General features: G+C 69.9%; 13 protein-coding genes, 1 tRNA gene and 1 rRNA gene. 3 read left to right on the top strand and 12 right to left on the bottom strand.

What is annotated here, in order from left to right:
* The first annotated feature begins 43 nt into the window (after positions 1-43).
* Positions 44-916, top strand: coding sequence for a DNA-formamidopyrimidine glycosylase family protein (locus tag ABZ896_RS34320; protein ID WP_360937608.1), 873 nt, complete (start codon positions 44-46; stop codon positions 914-916).
* A 32-nt stretch (positions 917-948) separates the two neighbouring features.
* Entirely contained in the window at positions 949-1713 is a 765-nt protein-coding gene (locus ABZ896_RS34315) for an SDR family NAD(P)-dependent oxidoreductase (RefSeq protein ID WP_360937605.1), read from the top strand.
* Here the strand turns inward: ABZ896_RS34315 and ABZ896_RS34310 are convergent.
* From ABZ896_RS34310 to ABZ896_RS34270, 9 genes are all read right to left on the bottom strand, one after another.
* Positions 1661-1957: a hypothetical protein gene (locus ABZ896_RS34310; RefSeq protein WP_360937602.1), complete on the bottom strand. Its 297-nt coding sequence runs from the start codon at positions 1955-1957 to the stop codon at positions 1661-1663. The two genes, ABZ896_RS34315 and ABZ896_RS34310, sit on opposite strands and share 53 nt — an antisense overlap.
* A gap of 158 nt (positions 1958-2115) precedes the next feature.
* Complete coding sequence (locus ABZ896_RS34305) at positions 2116-2496, bottom strand: helix-turn-helix transcriptional regulator (RefSeq protein ID WP_360937599.1); 381 nt, start codon at positions 2494-2496, stop codon at positions 2116-2118.
* Between the two features lie 109 nt (positions 2497-2605).
* On the bottom strand, positions 2606-3151 hold the full coding sequence (locus tag ABZ896_RS34300; protein ID WP_360937596.1) for a CinA family protein: 546 nt from the start codon (positions 3149-3151) through the stop codon (positions 2606-2608).
* On the bottom strand, positions 3148-4035 hold the full coding sequence (pgsA, locus tag ABZ896_RS34295; protein WP_360937593.1) for a CDP-diacylglycerol--glycerol-3-phosphate 3-phosphatidyltransferase: 888 nt from the start codon (positions 4033-4035) through the stop codon (positions 3148-3150). Before pgsA ends, ABZ896_RS34300 begins: the two co-directional genes overlap by 4 nt.
* Positions 4032-5504, bottom strand: coding sequence for a 30S ribosomal protein S12 methylthiotransferase RimO (gene rimO, locus ABZ896_RS34290; protein ID WP_360937590.1), 1473 nt, complete (start codon positions 5502-5504; stop codon positions 4032-4034). The genes pgsA and rimO overlap by 4 nt, the downstream gene beginning before the upstream one ends.
* 92 nt (positions 5505-5596) lie before the next feature.
* Positions 5597-6436, bottom strand: a complete 840-nt coding sequence (locus ABZ896_RS34285; protein WP_360937587.1) for a RodZ domain-containing protein — start codon at positions 6434-6436, stop codon at positions 5597-5599.
* A gap of 245 nt (positions 6437-6681) precedes the next feature.
* Entirely contained in the window at positions 6682-9372 is a 2691-nt protein-coding gene (locus ABZ896_RS34280; protein WP_360937584.1) for a DNA translocase FtsK, read from the bottom strand.
* A 128-nt stretch (positions 9373-9500) separates the two neighbouring features.
* Positions 9501-10190 (bottom strand): response regulator, encoded by a 690-nt coding sequence (locus ABZ896_RS34275; RefSeq protein ID WP_360937581.1) that lies wholly within the window; start codon positions 10188-10190, stop codon positions 9501-9503.
* Positions 10191-10434: 244 nt separating this feature from the next.
* Positions 10435-15906, bottom strand: coding sequence for a HAMP domain-containing protein (locus tag ABZ896_RS34270; protein ID WP_360937578.1), 5472 nt, complete (start codon positions 15904-15906; stop codon positions 10435-10437).
* A gap of 397 nt (positions 15907-16303) precedes the next feature.
* On the opposite strand from ABZ896_RS34270, the gene ABZ896_RS34265 reads away from it, so the two are divergent.
* Positions 16304-19057, top strand: a complete 2754-nt coding sequence (locus tag ABZ896_RS34265; RefSeq protein ID WP_360937575.1) for a SpoIIE family protein phosphatase — start codon at positions 16304-16306, stop codon at positions 19055-19057.
* A 46-nt stretch (positions 19058-19103) separates the two neighbouring features.
* Here ABZ896_RS34265 and ABZ896_RS34260 read toward each other — a convergent pair.
* From ABZ896_RS34260 to rrf, 3 genes are all read right to left on the bottom strand, one after another.
* A tRNA-Thr gene (locus tag ABZ896_RS34260) sits at positions 19104-19179 on the bottom strand.
* Positions 19180-19254: 75 nt separating this feature from the next.
* Positions 19255-19917, bottom strand: a complete 663-nt coding sequence (locus ABZ896_RS34255) for a DegT/DnrJ/EryC1/StrS family aminotransferase (protein WP_360937645.1) — start codon at positions 19915-19917, stop codon at positions 19255-19257.
* Positions 19918-20031: 114 nt separating this feature from the next.
* Positions 20032-20124: ribosomal RNA gene (rrf, locus tag ABZ896_RS34250) — 5S ribosomal RNA — on the bottom strand; the annotation flags it as partial.

Genomic DNA, 20124 nt, shown 5'->3' with positions numbered 1-20124 from the left:
ACGGACGCGCACCCGCAACCTGTCCCCATGCCACCCTGGACCCATGCCCGAAGGAGACACGGTCTGGCAATCCGCGAAACGCCTGCACAACGCCCTCACCGGTAAACCCCTCACCCGCGCCGACCTGAGAGTGCCCCGGTACGCCACCGCCGACCTCACCGGCCGCACGGTCCTGGACGTCACCCCCCGAGGCAAACACCTGCTCGCCCGCTTCGAAGGCGGCCTGACCCTCCACTCCCACCTCCGTATGGACGGCTCCTGGAGGATCTACGCGAACGACCAGCGCTGGACCGGCGGCCCCACCCACCAGATCCGCGCGATCCTCGGCAACGAGGAGAACACGGCGGTCGGCTACCGCCTCCCCGTCCTGGAACTCCTCCGCACGACGGACGAACAAAAAGCAGTCGGACACCTAGGCCCCGACCTCCTGGGCCCCGACTGGAACCCGGAGAAGGCACGCGAGAACCTCCTCCAGGACCCCGCCCGCCCCCTCGGCGAGGCCCTCCTGGACCAGCGCAACCTCGCCGGCATCGGCAACATCTACAAGAGTGAGCTGTGCTTCCTGATCGGCGCCACCCCCTGGCTCCCCGTGGGCGCCCTCCCCGCCGACCGCGCCGCCCACCTCCCCGCCCTCGCGAAGAAGCTCCTGGAGGCCAACCGCGACCGCCCGGTCCGCAGCACGACAGGACGCCGAGGACAGGACCTCTTCGTCTACGGCCGCGCTCCCCGCCCCTGTCTGCGCTGCGGCACCCCCGTCCGCGCTGCCGACCAGGGCGACGGCTCCCGCGAACGCCCCACGTACTGGTGCCCGACCTGCCAGACCGGCCCCGCCCCGACAGGGTCACCGTCCCGCCGCACACCTCAGGGAACCCCCGGCCGTACACCCCCGGGAACGTCACGCCGTACGACCAATTGACGACCCGTCAGAAACCCTCGTACCGTCCCTCCATGGCCGTCAGCGCGTACGACCTCACCGGACGCACCGCGTTTGTCACCGGCGCCGCGAGCGGCATCGGCCGCGCCACGGCCGTCCTGCTCGCCGAGGCGGGCGCCACCGTGCACTGCGCCGACCGCGACGAGACGGGCCTGCACGAGACGGCGACCCTGATCAAAGGCGCAGGCGGCACCGCGCACACCCACCCCCTGGACGTCACCGACCGCGACCGGCTCCATCGCGCCGTCGCCGACTGCGAGCGCCTGGACGTCCTCGCCGCGGTCGCCGGGATCATGCACAGCAGCCCGGTCCTGGAGACCAAGGACGAGGACCTCGACCGCGTCCTGGACGTCAACTTCAAGGGAGTGCTGCACGCCTGCCAGGAGGCGGCCCGGCTGATGCTCGACCGCGGGACGAAGGGCAGCATCGTCACCATGGCCTCGGGCGCCGTGGACACCGGCGGCCCCGGCCTGCTCTGCTACGGCGCCGCCAAGGCCGCCGTCGTCCAGCTCACGAAGACGCTCGCCACCGAGATGGGCCCCCACGGCATCCGGGTCAACGCGGTCGCGCCGGGCTGGATCCGCACCCCCATGACCGACCGACACGACCGCGAGGCACAGGCGCACACCGAGGCGTTCATGTCCCGGCTGTCGCCCCTGGGCCGGGTCGGGGAACCGGAGGACATCGCGCAGGCCGTGCTCTATCTGGCCTCGGACGCCTCGTCCTTCATGACGGGTCAGATCCTGCGTCCGAACGGCGGGGTGGCGATGCCGTGGTAGACGCACCCCTCGGCCCGGCCGACCCCGCCTGCCAGGCCTGACGCCACCGCCCGGCCGCCACCGCTCCCGCGGCCCGCGCCTTGGGCACACAGTGCACCGGCAGCACGCTCAGCCCCCAGCCGCCGGCCGCGACGGAGGCCTCCAGCAGCCCCGCGTCCCGCGCCAACACCAGTCGCGCGACCGCCCACCACCACAGCACCCCGAACCCGAGAAGCACCCCTCGGCGCACGGTCGGCCCCGCCATGCAGCCACCTCCAGCCCGGGCCGTCACTCGCCCGGCCGTCGCTCCAAGATGCACGAAAACCCCGACCGGCGCCTCTCCAGACCAGCTGGAGAAACCCGTCCGGGGCCTCGCACACTTCCTCGACGCGCCGGTCGTTCAGGCGCGTACCGGCGTGACGGTCACGCCGCGACGACGTCCACCGCCTCGGCGGGCGCCTTGATGGTGACCCGCTCCGGCGGCACACCGGCCACCGAGACGGAACCAAGCATCGGGCGGACCGGTGTCGGTACCGGTTCGCTGGGGGTGGCAGCAGCAGACTGGGCCAGTTCGGCGAGGGCGAGCTCGTCGCTCACTTCCCGCATGAGCTCGGACATCCGTACGTCCAGCGCGACGCAGATCGCGGCGAGCAGTTCGGAGGAAGCCTCCTTCTGCCCCCGCTCCACCTCGGAGAGATAGCCGAGTGAGACTCGGGCGGAGGAGGAGACTTCGCGCAGAGTACGGCCCTGGCGTTGGCGCTGCCGACGCAGCACGTCACCCAGCAGGCGACGGAGCAGAATCATCGGTGGCTCCCTCCTCGGACCGCGTAGCCGCATCCTTCACGCCCCACCGTACCGCCTTGCGCCGCGGCCGTGCGGGGAGCGATGTCGTGTTCACTCAGGGCTGCAAACATCAAAACCCCCCGTTCCGTTCCGTATCCTGTGCCCGCTCATTCCCGGTCTGTTCGCTCGTAAGCTCTTCCAGGAGCAGTGCGAGTACGCTCCGTACACTCTCCATACGAATTTCCGCACGGTCGCCGTTCAACCGCAGTGCGGTCACTTTCCCGCCACCGGCGGCTCCCGAAGACCCCGCGAAGGGTCCGTCGACGGCCACGAAGACCGTCCCGACGGGTTTGCCGTCCTGCGGCTCGGGGCCCGCCACTCCGGTCGTCGCGATGCCCCAGTCGGCACCGAGCGCCTTGCGCACTCCGGCCGCCATCTGGGCCGCGACCTGCGGATCCACGGCACCACGCTGGGCCAGCAGGGTGGCGTCGACCCCCAGCAGCTGATGCTTCAGCTCGGTGGCGTAGGCGGTCACCGAACCCCGGAAGACCTTGGACGCCCCGGGGACCGATGTGATTTCCGCCGCAACCAGTCCGCCGGTGAGCGACTCGGCGACGGCGAGCGTACCGCCGTTCACCGTCAGTAGTCGCACCACGTGGGCGGCCGGGGAACTCACGCTTCCGTCTCCTCCAACGCCGCCTTGCGCTCGGCGATTCCCTGCCTGCGCAGCACAATGGCCTGTCTCACATAGTCCAGCCCGGTCGCGACGGTCAGCAGGACCGCCACAGCCATCACCCAGAACCTCGCGGTCGCCAGCCATCCCGTCAGCGCCAGGATGTACATCCCTACGGCGATCCCCTGGCTGAGGGTCTTGAGCTTGCCGCCGCGGCTCGCCGGGATCACGCCGTACCGGATGACGAGGAAACGCAGCAGGGTGATCCCGAGTTCCCGGCCGAGGATGACGATGGTCACCCACCAGGGCAGGTCGCCGAGCCCGGAGAGACAGATCAGCGCCGCTCCCATGATCGCCTTGTCGGCGATGGGATCGGCGATCTTCCCGAAGTCCGTGACGAGGTTGTAGGTGCGCGCCAGGTGCCCGTCGAACAGGTCGGTGATCATGGCGATCGAGAAGGCCGCCCAGGCGAGCGAGCGCCACGCCGGGTCGTGCCCGCCGTCGGCCAGCATCAGCGCGACGAAGCCGGGCACGAGGACGAGCCGGAGCATGGTCAGCAGGTTGGCGATGTTCCAGACGCTCGCCTGGTTGACCGCGGCGGCCGCGATCTTCCCACCGCGCGGGGCCCGCGCCCCCGACTCCGAGTCCACCGCCACACCGGAGGCCGCGTCCGCTGCCACACCGGAGGCCGGGTCGCCCGCCGCACCGGAGGCCGCAGGCGCCGTCGTACCGGAGAGCGCGTCCGCCGCCGCGCCCGACAGCGCCTCGGCCGTCGTACCGGAGACCGCGTTGACCGGGACCTCGGGCACCGCGCCCGAGACCCCGCTCGCCGCCCCGCCCTTCGCGGCGGAGGGGCCACCCGCGGCGGACGCCGGTACTCCGGTCATCTGGCCGCCTCCTCACTACACGCGAGCGTGCCCTGGAGCGGCTCGGCCACCAGGTCGACACCCTCCGTACCGACCACCTTCGCCTCGACCATACGACCCACGCTCAGGCCTTCGCCGCTCGTGAGCAGCACCTGGCCGTCGGTCTCCGGCGCCTGGTGCGCACCGCGGCCGTACACACCCTCCTCCTCATCGACCGACTCCACCAGCACGTGGACCGTCTCACCCACGCGCTCCTCGGCGCGCTGCGAGACGAGTTCCTCGGCGAGCCGGGAGATGTGGGCGAGCCGCTCGGCGACGACGTCCTCGTCCAGCTTGTTCTCGTACGTCGCCGCCTCGGTGCCCTCCTCGTCGGAGTACCCGAAGACACCGATGGCGTCCAGGCGCGCGCCGTTCAGGAAGCGCTCCAGCTCGGCGAGGTCGCCCTCGCTCTCACCGGGGAAGCCCACGATGAAGTTGGAGCGCACGCCGGCCTCGGGGGCCTTGCCGCGGATGGTGTCGAGGAGCTCCAGGAAGCGGTCGGTGTCGCCGAAGCGGCGCATCGCGCGCAGCACACCGGGGGCGGAGTGCTGGAAGGACAGGTCGAAGTAGGGCACGACCTTGGGCGTGGAGGTCAGCACGTCGATCAGACCGGGCCGCATCTCGGCCGGCTGGAGGTAGCTGACCCGGACCCGCTCGATGCCGTCGACCTCGGCGAGCTCGGGCAGCAGGGACTCCAGCAGACGGATGTCGCCCAGGTCCTTGCCGTAGGACGTGTTGTTCTCGGAGACCAGCATGACCTCCTTGACGCCCTGCTCGGCCAGCCAGCGCGTCTCGTTCAGCACGTCGCTGGGCCGCCGCGAGATGAAGGAGCCGCGGAAGGACGGGATGGCGCAGAACGAGCAGCGCCGGTCGCAGCCGGAGGCGAGCTTCACCGAGGCGACCGGGGAGCCGTCCAGACGGCGGCGCAGGGGCGCGCGGGGGCCGGAGGACGGTGCGAGCCCCTCCGGAAGGTCCACGGGGCCGTGCCCGGGCAGCGCCACCTCGGCCGCCGACTCCTGGCGCTCGGCCGGGCTGATCGGCAGCAGCTTGCGCCGGTCGCGCGGGGTGTGCGCGGCGTGGATGCCGCCGTTGAGGATGGTCTGGAGGCGGTCGGAGATGTCGGCGTAGTCGTCGAAGCCGAGGACGCCGTCGGCCTCGGGGAGGGCCTCGGCGAGGTCCTTGCCGTACCGCTCGGCCATGCAGCCCACCGCCACGACGGCCTGGGTTCTGCCGTGCCCCTTGAGGTCGTTGGCCTCCAGGAGGGCGTCGACGGAGTCCTTCTTGGCGGCTTCCACGAAGCCACAGGTGTTGACGACTGCGACGTCGGCGTTCTCGGCGTCTTCCACGAGCTCCCAGCCGTCCGCCTCCAAGCGGCCTGCGAGCTCCTCCGAGTCCACCTCGTTACGGGCGCAGCCAAGAGTGACGAGTGCGACGGTACGGCGTTCAGGCATGGGCTCAAGACTACTTCGTCCCACTGACAGCCCACGTCGAAGGGGTTGGCCGATCTTGACCAACCCCTTCGCGATGGAACCGAACAAAGTGCCTAGCCGACCTGCGGGTCGCCCTTGGTGTAGGTCAGGCGCTCCACGGCCCCGGCCTGCCAGTCGTCCTCGATCTTCTTGCCGTTGACGTACAGCTGGATGGCCCCGGCGTCGCCGAGGACGAGGTTGATCTTCTCGCTGTCCTGGAAGGTCTTGCTGTCGCCCTGCTGGAGCAGGCCGTCGAACAGCAGCCGGCCGTTGTGGTCCTTGGCGGAGATCCAGCTCTTGCCGTCGGCCGCGCTGACCTGCACGGTCACCTTGTCCTGCGGCGCGGCCGCGATGGCGCTGTCGGACGGCGCGGGCGTCGTGTCCTTGGGGGTCTTGTCGGACTTCGGCGTGGGCGAGGCCGCCTTGCTGGTGGCGGGCGTGGTGCCGTCGGCGACCTGGGCCGTGCCGTCGTCGCCGCCCTTGAAGGCGGTGAAGCCGACGAAGCCGATCACGGCGACGATCGCGGCGACCATGGCCGCGGTCCAGTTGGGTCCGCGCCGCTCGGGGCGGATGCGTTCCGCCTCGAAGAGCGGAGCCGCCGGGGTCGGGGCGGGCCGCCCGCCGCCGTGCGCGGCGGCGAACTGCTCCAGGAGCGGAGCGGGGTCCAGACGGACGGCCTTGGCCAGGGTCCTGATGTGGCCTCGGGCGTACACATCACCGCCACAGGGGGCGAAGTCGTCCGCCTCGATGGCGTGGACGATGGCGATGCGGACCCGGGTGGCGTTGCTGACGTCGTCGACGGTGAGCCCGGCCGCGATACGCGCCTGCTGGAGGGCACGACCGATGGACGTTCGGGCTTCCTCAGGGTCGGCTTCGAACGGACGCTCGTCTTCAGGGGAGTTGCCGATGGACACGGGGGCGCCTTTCGAGCGTTTAAGCCACCTGTGCTGGAGGTTCAGTCTAGGGGGGGTGCGAAAGGGTGGGGCAACCGGGCGGTGGGACTTTGTACGCCATCGGTATGGCCGGACACGCCGATGGTGGGGCAGCACACTTTCGCTTCCCTCAACTTGACGTACGCCGAAGGGAAACGGTTGCTCAATGATCCCTTACGGGTGAGTCACGATCGAACACCGGCGTCCCCACCTCGTTCGGGCTCCCCCTAAGCCTCCCCGCGGATCACCGCGAGCACGCCGTCCAGCTCGTCACCCTTCACAAGAACGTCACGAGCCTTGGACCCCTCGCTCGGTCCGACGATGCCCCGGGACTCCATCAGGTCCATGAGGCGACCGGCCTTCGCGAACCCGACCCGCAGCTTGCGCTGAAGCATCGAGGTCGACCCGAACTGCGTGGAGACGACCAGCTCGGCGGCCTGGCACAGCAGGTCGAGGTCGTCGCCGATCTCCTCGTCGATCTCCTTCTTCTGCTTCGTCCCCACGACGACGTCGTCCCGGAAGACCGGCGCCATCTGGTCCTTGCAGTGCTGGACGACGGTGGCGACCTCGTCCTCGGTCACGAAGGCGCCCTGCATACGGGTGGGCTTGTTCTGCCCCATCGGCAGATAGAGCCCGTCGCCCTTGCCGATCAGCTTCTCGGCGCCCGGCTGGTCGAGGATGACCCGCGAGTCGGCGAGCGAGGAGGTGGCGAAGGCGAGTCGGGACGGAACGTTCGCCTTGATCAGACCGGTGACGACGTCCACCGACGGCCGCTGCGTGGCGAGCACCAGGTGGATGCCGGCCGCGCGCGCGAGCTGCGTGATGCGCACGATCGCATCCTCGACGTCCCGGGGCGCGACCATCATCAGGTCGGCGAGCTCGTCGACGATGACCAGCAGATAGGGGTACGGCTGCAGCTCGCGCTCACTGCCGGGCGGCGGCTTGACCTTGCCGTTCCTGATGGCCTCGTTGAAGTCGTCGATGTGCCGGAAGCCGTAGGCCGCCAGGTCGTCGTAGCGGAGGTCCATCTCGCGTACGACCCATTGGAGCGCCTCGGCGGCCCGCTTCGGGTTGGTGATGATCGGCGTGATCAGGTGCGGGATGCCCTCGTAGGCGGTCAGCTCCACGCGCTTGGGGTCGACTAGGACCATGCGCACGTCCTCGGGGGTCGCACGCACCATGATGGAAGTGATCAAGCAGTTAATGCACGACGACTTACCGGAACCGGTGGCTCCGGCGACCAGGATGTGCGGCATCTTCGCGAGGTTGGCCATGACATAGCCGCCCTCGACGTCCTTGCCGAGCGCCACCAGCATCGGGTGGTCGTCCTCGGCGGCCGCGGCGAGACGCAGCACGTCACCGAGGTTGACCATCTCCCGGTCGGTGTTCGGGATCTCGATGCCGACCGCGGACTTGCCTGGGATCGGGCTGATGATCCGCACGTCCGGGCTGGCGACGGCGTACGCGATGTTCTTGGTCAGCGCGGTGATCCGCTCGACCTTCACGGCGGGGCCCAGCTCGACCTCGTAGCGCGTGACCGTCGGCCCGCGCGTGAAGCCGGTGACGGCTGCGTCGACCTTGAACTCGGAGAAGACGTTCGTCAGCGAGGCGACCACGGCGTCGTTGGCGGCACTGCGCGCCTTGCCCGGCCCGCCGCGCGTGAGGAGGTCGAGCGAGGGCAGCGAGTAGGTGATGTCCCCGGACAGCTGGAGCTGCTCCGCGCGCGCGGGCAGGTCGCCCGGTGCCTCCGGCGCGGGCTTGGTGAGGTCGGCGACCTCCACCTTGAGCTTCTCCTGCTTGGGCCGCGCGGCCGGGACGGGCGTGGGCGTCGGAGTGGTCTCCACCCGGTCCCCCACGCTCACGCCCTGCGTGAGGTCGGCGACGAGCGGCGAGGGCGGCATGCCGTGCAGGACGGCGCCGTCCAGGTCCGCGGCGGCGGCCGCGGCGATGTCCACGGCGTCCATCTGCCGGTCCATCGCGGGCTGCGGCACCGCGGAGCGCCGGGGGCGCCCGCTGCGCCGGGAGAGGGCCTCCTGCTCGGCGCTGTCGGGGTCGTACGGCTCGGGCGCGGCACCGCGCTTGCGCCCGCGCGCGGGCAGCGCCTCGCGCCACTGGTCGTCGTAGCGCTCGTCGTCCTCGCCGAGCCCCTCCTCCACCGGCGCGTCGACCACGCCGAGCCGCACGCCCAGTTCCCGCAGCCGTCGCGGGATGGCGTTGACCGGGGTGGCGGTGACGACGAGCAGCCCGAAGACCGTCAGCAGGACGAGCAGCGGTACGGCGAGGACGTCGCCCATGGTGTACGTCAGCGGGGTCGCCGCTCCCCAGCCGATGAGACCGCCGGCGTCCCTTATGGCCTGCATGCCGTCGCTGCGCGCGGGCGAGCCGCAGGCGATGTGGACCTGGCCGAGCACGCCGATGACGAGCGCCGACAGTCCGATCACGATCCGCCCGTTCGCCTCGGGCTTCTCCGGGTGCCGGATGAACCGCACGGCGATGACCGCGAGCAGTATCGGCACCAGCAGGTCGAGCCGGCCGAAGGCGCCGGTCACGATGATCTCGACGAGGTCGCCTACGGGACCGCGCAGGTTCGACCAGGTGCCGGCGGCGACGATCAGACCGAGGCCGAGCAGCAGCAGGGCGACGCCGTCCTTGCGGTGGGCCGGGTCGAGGTTCTTCGCACCCTGCCCTATGCCGCGGAACACCGCGCCGACGGCATGGGCGACGCCGAGCCAGACGGCGCGCACAAGGCGGACGACGCCCCCGGTGGGGCTGGGCGCCGGCTTGGGCGGCGCGGCTTTCTTCGCCGCGGCCTTCTTGGCGGGCGCCTTCTTCGCGACGGCCTTCTTCGCCGGGCCCTTCGCGGGAGCGGCAGCCTTCTTCGCGGGCTGCTTCTTGGCTGCGGAGGGACGTGAGGCCATAGGTGTGAGATTACCGGTGGAGACGACCGCGGACACGTGTGCCCGTTGCTTCACCCGTTCGTGTCGCCACGGGAGAGGCGCCGAGCTGACGTTCGGGGGAAGGGGCCGTGAACTGACGCGGACTCACGTCAGTTCTGCGAGGGGACCGAAGGGGAACTCCCCGTCCCCGGCTCCAGTGCGTCCAGCGCGCGCCGCAGGCCCGTGAGTTTGCGTTCGAGATGGGCGGCCGTGGCCACCGCGGCCGCGTCCGCGGACTCGTCGTCCAACTGCTTGGACAGCGCCTCCGCCTGCTCTTCTACGGCCGCCAGCCGCGCCGACAGCTCGGCGAGCAGCCCCGCCGGCTCCTTGACCGCCTCGCCGACCGCGGCCTTGCCGCCGGTGCCGCCCTCCAACTGGAGCCGCAGCAGCGCCGCCTGCTCGCGCAGCTGGCAGTTCTTCATGTACAGCTCGACGAACACCGAGACCTTCGCCCGCAGCACCCACGGGTCGAACGGCTTGGAGATGTAGTCCACCGCGCCCGCCGCGTAGCCGCGGAAGGTGTGGTGCGGACCGTGGTTGATCGCGGTCAGGAAGATGATCGGGATGTCCCGGGTCCGCTCGCGCCGCTTGATGTGCGCCGCCGTCTCGAACCCGTCCATGCCCGGCATCTGCACGTCCAGCAGAATCACCGCGAAGTCGTCCGTGAGCAGCGCCTTGAGCGCTTCCTCCCCGGACGATGCCCGCACCAGTGTCTGATCGAGCGCGGAGAGGATCGCCTCCAGCGCGAGCAGATTCTCCGGCCGGTCATCGACCAGGAGGATCTTGGCCTTCTGCACCATGGCCCGCCCTCCTCGCCCCGGATGTGCACCGGGCGCCGCCCCTGGGGACGACTCCCTTTCGCCGCCCGTCCTTGTGCCGGTCATCGTAGCCGCACCCTGTCTGTCGCCACACCCTGTCACCGCGATGTCACTGTGCACGTAGCAGAAACGTAGCGGGAGACCAGAAGGTTCCCCGAATCCCGTACTTCTACACGGCGTCGGACACCCTGAGTCAGCAACTCCGCGTGAACTCCGCTGATTCCCATCACTCCCCTCGCATCCACTGCTCCATCACCGAGAGCAGATGGTCGGGATCGACCGGCTTGGTCACGTAGTCGGAGGCGCCCGACTCGATCGCCTTCTCCCGGTCGCCCTTCATCGCCTTGGCGGTCAGCGCGATGATCGGCAGCCCGGCGAACTGCGGCATCCGGCGGATCGCCGTCGTCGTGGCGTAGCCGTCCATCTCCGGCATCATGATGTCCATCAGGACGACGGCCACGTCGTCGTGCTGCTCCAGGACCTCGATGCCCTCACGGCCGTTCTCCGCGTACAGCACGGACAGCCCGTGCTGTTCGAGGACGCTGGTGAGCGCGAAGACGTTGCGGATGTCGTCGTCGACGATGAGGACCTTCTCCCCGCCGAACCGGATGCCCCGGCGCGGCTGCGGCGCGGCCTCCCGCTCGACCGCCGACCACTGGTCCGGCTGCCCGATCCGCTGTTCGAGGGCGGGCACGATCCGGCGCCGGCGACGGAAGAGCGCGGCGGCGCCGTTCTGCGTCTCCTGGTACGACCTCACCTCGGCCGGTGTCTCGATCTCCACGTCCGACAGCCCGTTCTCCGCGGCGGACGCCACCAGGTCGCCGGGCTGCAGGGCGGGCAGGGACTGCTGGTAGCCCTGCGGCGGCAGTTCGCTCGGGTGCAGCGGCAGGTACAGCGTGAACGTCGAGCCGCGGCCCGGCTCGCTCTGGGCGTAGATCTCGCCGCCGAGCAGCTGCGCGATCTCCCGCGAGATGGACAGTCCGAGGCCCGTGCCGCCGTACTTGCGGCTGGTCGTGCCGTCGGCCTGCTTGAACGCCTCGAAGATGACCCGCATCTTGCTGGCCGCGATGCCGATGCCCGTGTCGGTCACCGAGAACGCGATCAGGTCGGCGCCCGGGTCGCGCAGCGAACCGGCCTCCAGCAGCTGCTCCCGGATCGCCACCGGCACGTCCCGCCCGGCGGGCCGGATGACCAGCTCGACGGCGCCCGAGTCGGTGAACTTCACCGCGTTGGACAGCAGGTTGCGCAGCACCTGGAGCAGCCGCTGCTCGTCGGTGTGCAGCGTGGCGGGCAGCTCCGGCGAGACCCGTACGGACAGGTCCAGGCCCTTCTCCGCGGTCAGCGGCCGGAAGGTGGCCTCCACGTAGTCCACGAGCTGCACGAGCGCGATACGCGTCGGGGAGACGTCCATCTTGCCCGCCTCGACCTTCGACAGGTCGAGGATGTCGTTGATCAGCTGAAGCAGGTCGGAGCCCGCCCCATGGATGGTCTCCGCGAACTCGACCTGCTTCGGGGTGAGGTTGGTGTCCGCGTTGTCGGCGAGCAGCTTGGCGAGGATCAGCAGCGAGTTGAGCGGCGTGCGCAGCTCGTGCGACATGTTGGCCAGGAACTCGCTCTTGTAGCGCATCGATACGGCGAGCTGCTCGGCGCGCTCCTCCAGGACCTGCCGCGCCTCCTCGATCTCGGTGTTCTTCACCTCGATGTCGCGGTTCTGCTGGGCCAGCAGCTCGGCCTTCTCCTCCAGTTCGGCGTTGGACGCCTGGAGGGCCTTCTGCCGGTTCTCCAACTCGGCCGACCGCTCGCGCAGTTGCTCGGTCAGCTCCTGGGACTGCCGTAGCAGCACCTCGGTCTTGGTGTTGACGGAGATGGTGTTGACACTGGTCGCGATCATCTCCGCGATCTGGTTGAGGAAGTCCTTCTGGATCTGCGTGAAGGGAGTGAAGGAGGCCAGCTCGATGACGCCGAGCACCTTCCCCTCGAACAGCACCGGGAGAACGATCACTTGCGCGGGCGGCGCCTCTCCGAGACCGGAGGAGATCTTCAGGTAGCCGCTGGGCGCGTTCTCCACCAGGATCGTGCGCTTCTCCTCAGCGGCCGTCCCGATGAGCGCCTCACCCGGCCGGAACGACGTCGGCATGGAGCCCATGGAGTAGCCGTACGAGCCCAGCATCCGCAGCTCGTACTGGTCCTCCGCCTCGGCGCTCATGTCCTTGCCGTCCAGGAGCGGCATCGCGACGAAGAACGCGCCGTGCTGGGCTGTCACCACCGGCGTCAGCTCGCTCATGATCAGCGAGGCCACGTCCTCCAGGTCCCGGCGGCCCTGCATGAGCGCCGAGATACGGGCCAGGTTGCCCTTGAGCCAGTCCTGCTCCTTGTTGGCGATCGTGGTGTCGCGCAGGTTGGCGATCATCTTGTTGATGTAGTCCTGGAGTTCCTGGATCTCCCCGGACGCGTCCACGTCGATCTTCAGGTTCAGGTCGCCCCTGGTCACCGCGGTCGCCACGCGCGCGATGGCCCGCACCTGGCGGGTAAGGTTTCCTGCCATTTCGTTCACGGACTCGGTGAGGTCGCGCCAGGTGCCGTCGACGTCACGCACGCGTGCCTGACCGCCGAGCTGTCCTTCGGTACCCACCTCGCGGGCGACGCGGGTGACCTCCTCGGCGAAGGAGGACAGCTGGTCGACCATCGTGTTGATCGTGGTCTTCAGTTCGAGGATCTCACCGCGCGCGTCGATGTCGATCTTCTTCGTCAGGTCACCCTTGGCGATGGCCGTGGTGACCATGGCGATGTTCCGCACCTGACCGGTCAGGTTGGACGCCATCTGGTTCACGGACTCGGTGAGGTCCTTCCAGGTACCGGCCACACCGGGCACCCGCGCCTGACCGCCCAGGATGCCGTCCGTGCCCACCTCACGGGCCACCTTGGTGACCTGGTCGGCGAACGAACTCAGCGTCCGCACCATCGTGTTGAAGGTGTCGGCGAGCTGGGCGACCTCACCGCGGGCCTCGATGGTCACCTGCCGGGTCAGGTCGCCGTTGGCGACGGCCGCGGCCACCTGGGAGATGTTGCGCACCTGCATGGTCAGGTTGTTGGCCATCAGGTTCACGTTGTCGCTGAGGTCCTTCCAGATGCCCGTGACACCCGGCACCCGCGCCTGACCGCCCAACTGCCCCTCGGTGCCCACCTCACGGGCCACCCGGGTCACCTGCTCGGCAAAGGACGACAGCTGGTCCACCATCGTGTTGACGGTGGTGACGAGTTCGAGGATCTCGCCCTTCGCGTCGACGGTGATCTTCTTCGACAGGTCACCCTTGGCGACCGCGGTGGTGACCTCGGCGATGTTGCGCACCTGGATGGTCAGGTTGTTCGCCATGAAGTTCACGGACTGCGTGAGGTCCTTCCAGGTGCCCGAGACTCCCTGCACCTCGGCCTGTCCGCCGAGGATGCCCTCGGTACCCACCTCACGGGCCACCCGGGTCACCTGCTCGGCGAAGCTGGAGAGCTGGTCCACCATCGTGTTGAGGGTGTTCTTCAGCTCCAGGATCTCGCCGCGCGCGTCCACGTCGATCTTCTGCGACAGGTCACCCCGCGCCACCGCGGTCGCCACCTGGGCGATGTTGCGGACCTGGGCCGTAAGGTTTCCTGCCATTCCGTTCACGGAGTCGGTCAGGTCGCGCCACACACCGGCCACGCCGGGCACCTGCGCCTGACCGCCCAGCCGGCCCTCGGTACCCACCTCGCGGGCCACCCGGGTCACCTGGTCGGCGAAGGCGGAGAGCTGGTCGACCATCGTGTTGATGGTGCTCTTCAGCTCCAGGATCTCGCCGCGCGCGTCCACGTCGATCTTCTGCGACAGGTCACCCCGCGCCACCGCGGTGGTCACCTGGGCGATCTGCCGCACCTGCGAGGTGAGGTTGCCGGCCATGAAGTTGACGGAGTCGGTGAGCTCCTTCCAGGTGCCGGAGACACCCGGTACGACGGCCTGACCGCCGAGCCGTCCCTCGGTGCCCACGTCCCGGGCCATCCGCGTCACCTGGTCGGCGAACGCGGACAGCTGGTCCACCATCGTGTTCACGGTGTTCTTCAGCTGGAGCATCTCGCCGGAGACGTCCACGGTGACCTTCTGCGACAGGTCACCATTGGCGACCGCCGTCGTCACCTGGGCGATGTTCCTCACCTGTCCGGTGAGGTTGCGGAACGCCGTGTTGACGGAGTCCGTCAGGTCCTTCCAGGTACCGGCGGCCCCGGGCACCTGCGCCTGACCGCCCAGCTCACCCTCGACACCGATCTCGCGGGCCACGCGCGTGACCTCGGCACCGAACGCGGACAGCTGGTCCACCATGCCGTTGACGGTGTTCTTCAGCTCCAGCATCTCGCCGGCCACGTCCACGGTGACCTTCTGCGACAGGTCACCATTGGCGACCGCCGTCGTCACCGCGGCGATGTCGCGCACCTGGGTGGTGAGGTTCCGGAAGACCGTGTTCACCGAATCGGTGAGGTCCTTCCACGTTCCCGCCGCACCCGGCACGTTCGCCTGACCGCCGAGCTGGCCCTCGGCACCGACCTCGTTGGCCACGCGTGTGACCTCGTCCGCGAAGATCCGCAGCGTCTCGGTCATCTGGTTGATCGTGTCGGCGAGCTGCGCGACCTCGCCGCGTGCGGACACCGTGACCTTCTGCGACAGGTCACCGCTGGCGACCGCCGTCGTCACCTGGGCGATCCCGCGCACCTGGGCCGTCAGGTTGCCGGCCATGAGGTTCACCGAATCGGTGAGGTCCTTCCACACGCCGGCCACACCGGGCACCTGCGCCTGACCGCCCAGCTCACCCTCGACGCCCACCTCGCGCGCGACGCGGGTCACCTCGGAGGAGAAGGACGACAGCTGGTCCACCATCGTGTTGACGGTGTTCTTCAGCTCCAGCATCTCGCCGGCCACGTGCACGGTGACCTTGCGCGACAGATCGCCCTTGGCGACCGCCGTGGTCACCAGCGCGATGTCCCGGACCTGCGCCGTCAGCCGGTACGCCATCGTGTTGACGGACTCGGTCAGGTCCTTCCACGAACCCGACATGCCCCGCACGCGTGCCTGCCCGCCGAGCTTGCCCTCGGTGCCCACCTCGCTGGCCACGCGCGTGACCTCGTCGGTGAACGTCGAGAGCTGATCGACAAGGTTGTTTACAGTCCGCCCGACCTTCAGGAACTCCCCGCGCAGCGGATGCCCGGTCCCGTCCGGCGCCTGCGTCCTGAGCTCCATCCGGGGCGACAGATCACCCTCGGCGACCGCGGACAGCACCCGGCTGACCTCGGAGACCGGCCGTACGAGATCGTCGACCAGCTGGTTGGACGCGTCGATGGCGGCCGCCCAGGAGCCCTCGCAGGCGCCCGTCTCCAGCCTCTCGGTGAGCTTGCCCTCGCGGCCCACCATGCGCCGCACCCGCGACAGCTCACCCGTGAGCTGCAGATTGCGGTCGGCCACCTCGTTGAAGACCGCCGAGATCTCCGACATCACGCCGTCGCCGGACACCGTGAGCCGCTTGCGGAAGTTGCCGTCCCGCATCGACACCAGAGCAGCGAGCAACCGGTCCAGGGCGGCCGTGTCCACCGTCGTGGTCCCGTTGCGCGGTTTGCGCTGCTTGCTCGGGGACGGTCCACCCTTCGCGCGCGTCTTGGTGGCCCGCGTCGCCGCGCCAGACTCCACTGTGTCCCTCCCGCAGGGGTCGACCGTTACTGCTGTGCTCGGGTGGTACCGCGCGGCACATCGTTCACTACCGCGTACTGATGCTTACTACAGCTCTATTTCAGCCAGGCACACACAACCGCATCACGGGCTGCTGCCCGCAGTCCACGGAAGTCACTCGGCCTGCCCGAACCTTCTCCAGAAGCCTGCCCAGTGTTTCACCCTGGTTGAACCCGGCCATAACAGTTCGGCAGCTTCGCACATCGTCCGCACACCCTCCGGACGGAAACACTGCAGACCGGCATCCGCATGGCCGTCGAAGGTAAGTAACCTTGCATGCGGCTGTCCAGCCGAGCCGGTCCGTCCGGCCTGGGCGGTGGCACGAGCACGAGCGGGCATCGGAGGGCGGCCGCAACACATGACCACCGGACTGATCCCGGGGGAACAGCCCCCGGACCCCCGGCCGACGAGCGGCGTGCCGCACCAGCGGCACGAGCCGGTCGGCCACGGAGCCCTGCACGTCGAGAACCGGTCGAGGAGTTCTGTGATCACCGCGCGCGCGGCCGCCAGCTTCGAGCCCGTCGGACGATCGGTGGCGACGGCCCGCTCCTTCGTCCGCGACACCCTCCAGGGCTGGGGCTTCGCCGACATCGTCGACGACGCGGTGGTCCTCACCAGCGAACTGGTCACCAACGCCGTGGTGCACGCGGGCACCTCCGCGGACGTCCTGTGCCTGCGCAGTGACGAGGGTGTACGCATCGAGGTCGCCGACCGCTACCCCGAGCGCGAGATCCCCCTCCAGGGCCCGGCCGTCACCATGGGCAGCCTCGACCGCGAGGGCGGCCGCGGCCTCCAGCTCTGCGCCGCGCTCGCCGCCCGCTGGGGCGTCGAGTACGCCCCCACCCACAAGCAGGTCTGGTTCCAACTCGAGCTGCCCGAACGCGCGGTGGGCACCCGCGCGGCCGGCCCGTCACTGCCCGCCGACCTCCTCCCGCTCGCCGACAGCCGCGTCCGCGTCGCCGTCGTCCAGATCGACCGCAGCGGCGCCATCACCTCGTGGAACGAGGACGCCGAGGAACTCTTCGGGTACGCCGCCGATCTGGTCATCGGCAAACCCCTCACCGACCTCGCCGCCTGGCCGCACACCCCCGGCACCGGCACCGGCATCGCGGAGGCCCTCCAGCTCTCCCGCTGGGAGGGCAGCTACGGCATCCGGGGCGCCAACGGCCGCGTCACCTCCGTCTACGCCTCCCACCTGCGCGTCCGCGACACCGGCGGCGAGCCCTCCACGGTCTGCCTGCTGGTCCGCGACCACGAACGCGCCGTACTGCAGACCCCGTTGCGCGTCCCCGCGGGCGACACCACCACCTCGTCCGACGGCCAGAGCACCGACCCCTTCGAGGTGTTCATCGGCTCCCCCGCCCCGGACGACCTCGACGGCCTCCTGCAGCGCACGGTGGAGCGCGCCCGCGACATGCTCGACGGCGACTCCGCCTTCCTGCTCCTCGCCACCGACGACGAGACCGAGCTGGAGGTCCGAGCCTCCACCGGCCTCCCCTCGGCCCGCCAGCGCTTCGCGCGCGTGCCCGTCGAAGCGGGCCCCGGCCGCTACGGCTCGGCGCGCATGCCCGCGGTCCACGACGACCTGACGGCGGTCCCGGGTGCCGTACCCCTGCTGAGCGGCACCGGAATGCGCTCGGTCGTCACCGTCCCCCTCAAGGTAGAGGGCCGCCTCACCGGCTCCCTCGGCGTGGCCGCGGAAGCGCCCGGCAGATACTCGAACGAAGAAGCCCTGCGCCTCCAGTTCGCCGCCGACCGCATCGCGCTGGCCGTCGAGTCGGCCCGCCTCGGCGAACTCGAACGCCTGCGCAGGGGATCCCTCAGCTTCCTCGTCGAGGCCTCCGACCTTCTCGCCGGCACCCTGGACCGCGACCAGACCCTCGCCCTGATGGCCCAGATGACGGTCCCGACCCTGGCCACCTGGTGCGCCGTCTACACGATCGCCGACCAGGCCTCGGAGCCCTACCTCTCGTACGTCCTGCACGAGGACGAGGAACTCATCGACGGCATCAAGTCGTTGCTCTCCAAAGTCCTCCCGCCGGACCCGGTCCCCACCCCCGGCGCCCGCGTGTGGACGGCCCCGGGCGAGGCAGCCCACCAGGCGGCCCTGCGCAGCTCCATGCGCAGCCTCGGCCTCAGCGGCGGCCCCACCCACCAGATCGCCTCCGGAATCGGCCCCACGCTCGCCACGGCCTCCGCGGTGGGCGGCGAGACCGTCGTCCTCCCCCTGGTCGCGCGCAACCGCGTCATCGGCATGCTGACCCTCGGCAAACCCACTGACGAACACTTCCGCCAGGAGATCCTGGAACTGGCCGAGGACCTGAGCCGCCGGGCCGCCCTCGCCCTCGACAACGCCCGCCTCTACTCCGAGCGCACCGCGATCAGCCAGTCCCTCCAGCGCAGCCTCCTGCCGCCCGAACTCCCCGAGATCGACGGCGTCGAGGTCGAGGTCATCTACCGCGCGGCCGGCGAGGGCAACGAGGTCGGCGGCGACTTCTACGACGTCTTCCCCATCAGCGACGGCGCCTACGGCTTCGCCATCGGCGACGTCTGCGGTACGGGCCCCAACGCGGCGGCCGTCACCGGCCTCGCCCGGCACGCCCTGCGCCTCCTCGCCCGCGAGGGCCTCAGCGGCCCGGCCGTCCTGGAGCGCCTGAACTCCGCGATCCTCGACGAGGGCGCCCGCAGCCGCTTCCTGACCCTCCTCTACGGCGAGTTGTGGCCCCAGGAGGACGGCAGCGCCCGCCTGAAGGTCGTCTGCGCCGGCCACCCGCTCCCGCTCCGCCTGCGCCAGGACGGAACCGTCGAACCGGCCGCCGAACCCCAGCCGCTCCTCGGCGTCATGGAGGACCTGGAGCTCTACGAGCAGACGGTCACCCTGGATCCCGGCGACGTCCTCCTCTGCGTCACGGACGGCGTCACCGAGCGCCGAGAGGGCACCCGCATGCTGGGCGACGACGGCCTCGCCGACGTCCTGACGACCTGCACGGGCCTGACGGCCGGCGCGGTCGCGGCCCGCATCATGCGCGCGGTGGAACGCTTCGCGTCCGACGCCCCCTCCGACGACATGGCAATCCTCGCGATGCGCGTCCCCGGCCTCCACACGGACTGACGGAGAGCACGAAAAAGGCCCCGCCCGATTGGGCGGGGCTTTCGACTGGAGCCCCCTAACGGAATCGAACCGTTGACCTTCTCCTTACCATGGAGACGCTCTGCCGACTGAGCTAAGGGGGCCTGTCGCCTTTTCGAGGTTTCCCCCGCGGCAACGAAATAGATCATACCCCGAACAGACCGGTGCTCCCAACTCCCTCAGAAGGCAGGCTGAAGAAGCCCTCCGAGGGCATTGCACGCGCCCACGATCCGCTGCATGTCCCGCTTCGTCAGCGCCGCCTCGACCGGCAGCGCGAGCGTCTCGTCCGAGGCCCGCTCGGTCTCCGGCAGCGACACACACCGCCGGAACTCCGGCAGCCGGTGCACAGGGGTCTTCACCGGCACCCGGCAGTCAACTCCCTTGCCCCGCAGCGCCCGAGCGAAGGCGTCCCGGTCCGGCCGCCCGTTCCCCGGCACCCGCACGACGTACTGCTGATAGGTGTGCCCGTCCCCGCCGTCGGGCGTGCGCACCCCGCGCAACTTCCCGTCCAGGTAGCAGGCCCGCTCCCGACGCTGAGCGATCTCGTCGTACGGCGCCGCGGACTCCCCGTGCTGCAACACGAGCAGCCCGTGCCGCTGCCCGACCTCCAGCAACCGCCGCATGTCGGCGGGCCGCCCGAAGCGGTGTACGACAACGACGGCCGCCGTCCGCGGAGTTACGGCCGCCTCGACAGCGGAGGCATCAAGGCAGTAGGTCACCGGATCTATGTCCGCGAACACCGGAAGCGCACCGGCCAGCGCCACCGACTCGGCGACTTCCACGTTCCCGAAGGCCGGTACGACGACCTCGTCACCGACACCGACGCCGGCGGCCCTGAGCATTGCAGCAGTACCCATGCCGCCGATGCTGCGGGCGGAACGTGAACGTCAAGTGACGCACAACAAAAAAGGGTTGGACCCGGAACCGAAGTTCGGGGTCCAACCCTTTGAATGATTGTTCGGCGGTGTCCTACTCTCCCACAGGGTCCCCCCTGCAGTACCATCGGCGCTGTAAGGCTTAGCTTCCGGGTTCGGAATGTAACCGGGCGT

Origin of the sequence: Streptomyces sp. NPDC047072 (assembly GCF_040643855.1) — a bacterium.
Taxonomy (GTDB): Bacteria; Actinomycetota; Actinomycetes; order Streptomycetales; family Streptomycetaceae; genus Streptomyces.
Note: the sequence above shows the minus strand (reverse complement) of the source record. Positions and strands in the feature narration are given on the sequence as shown.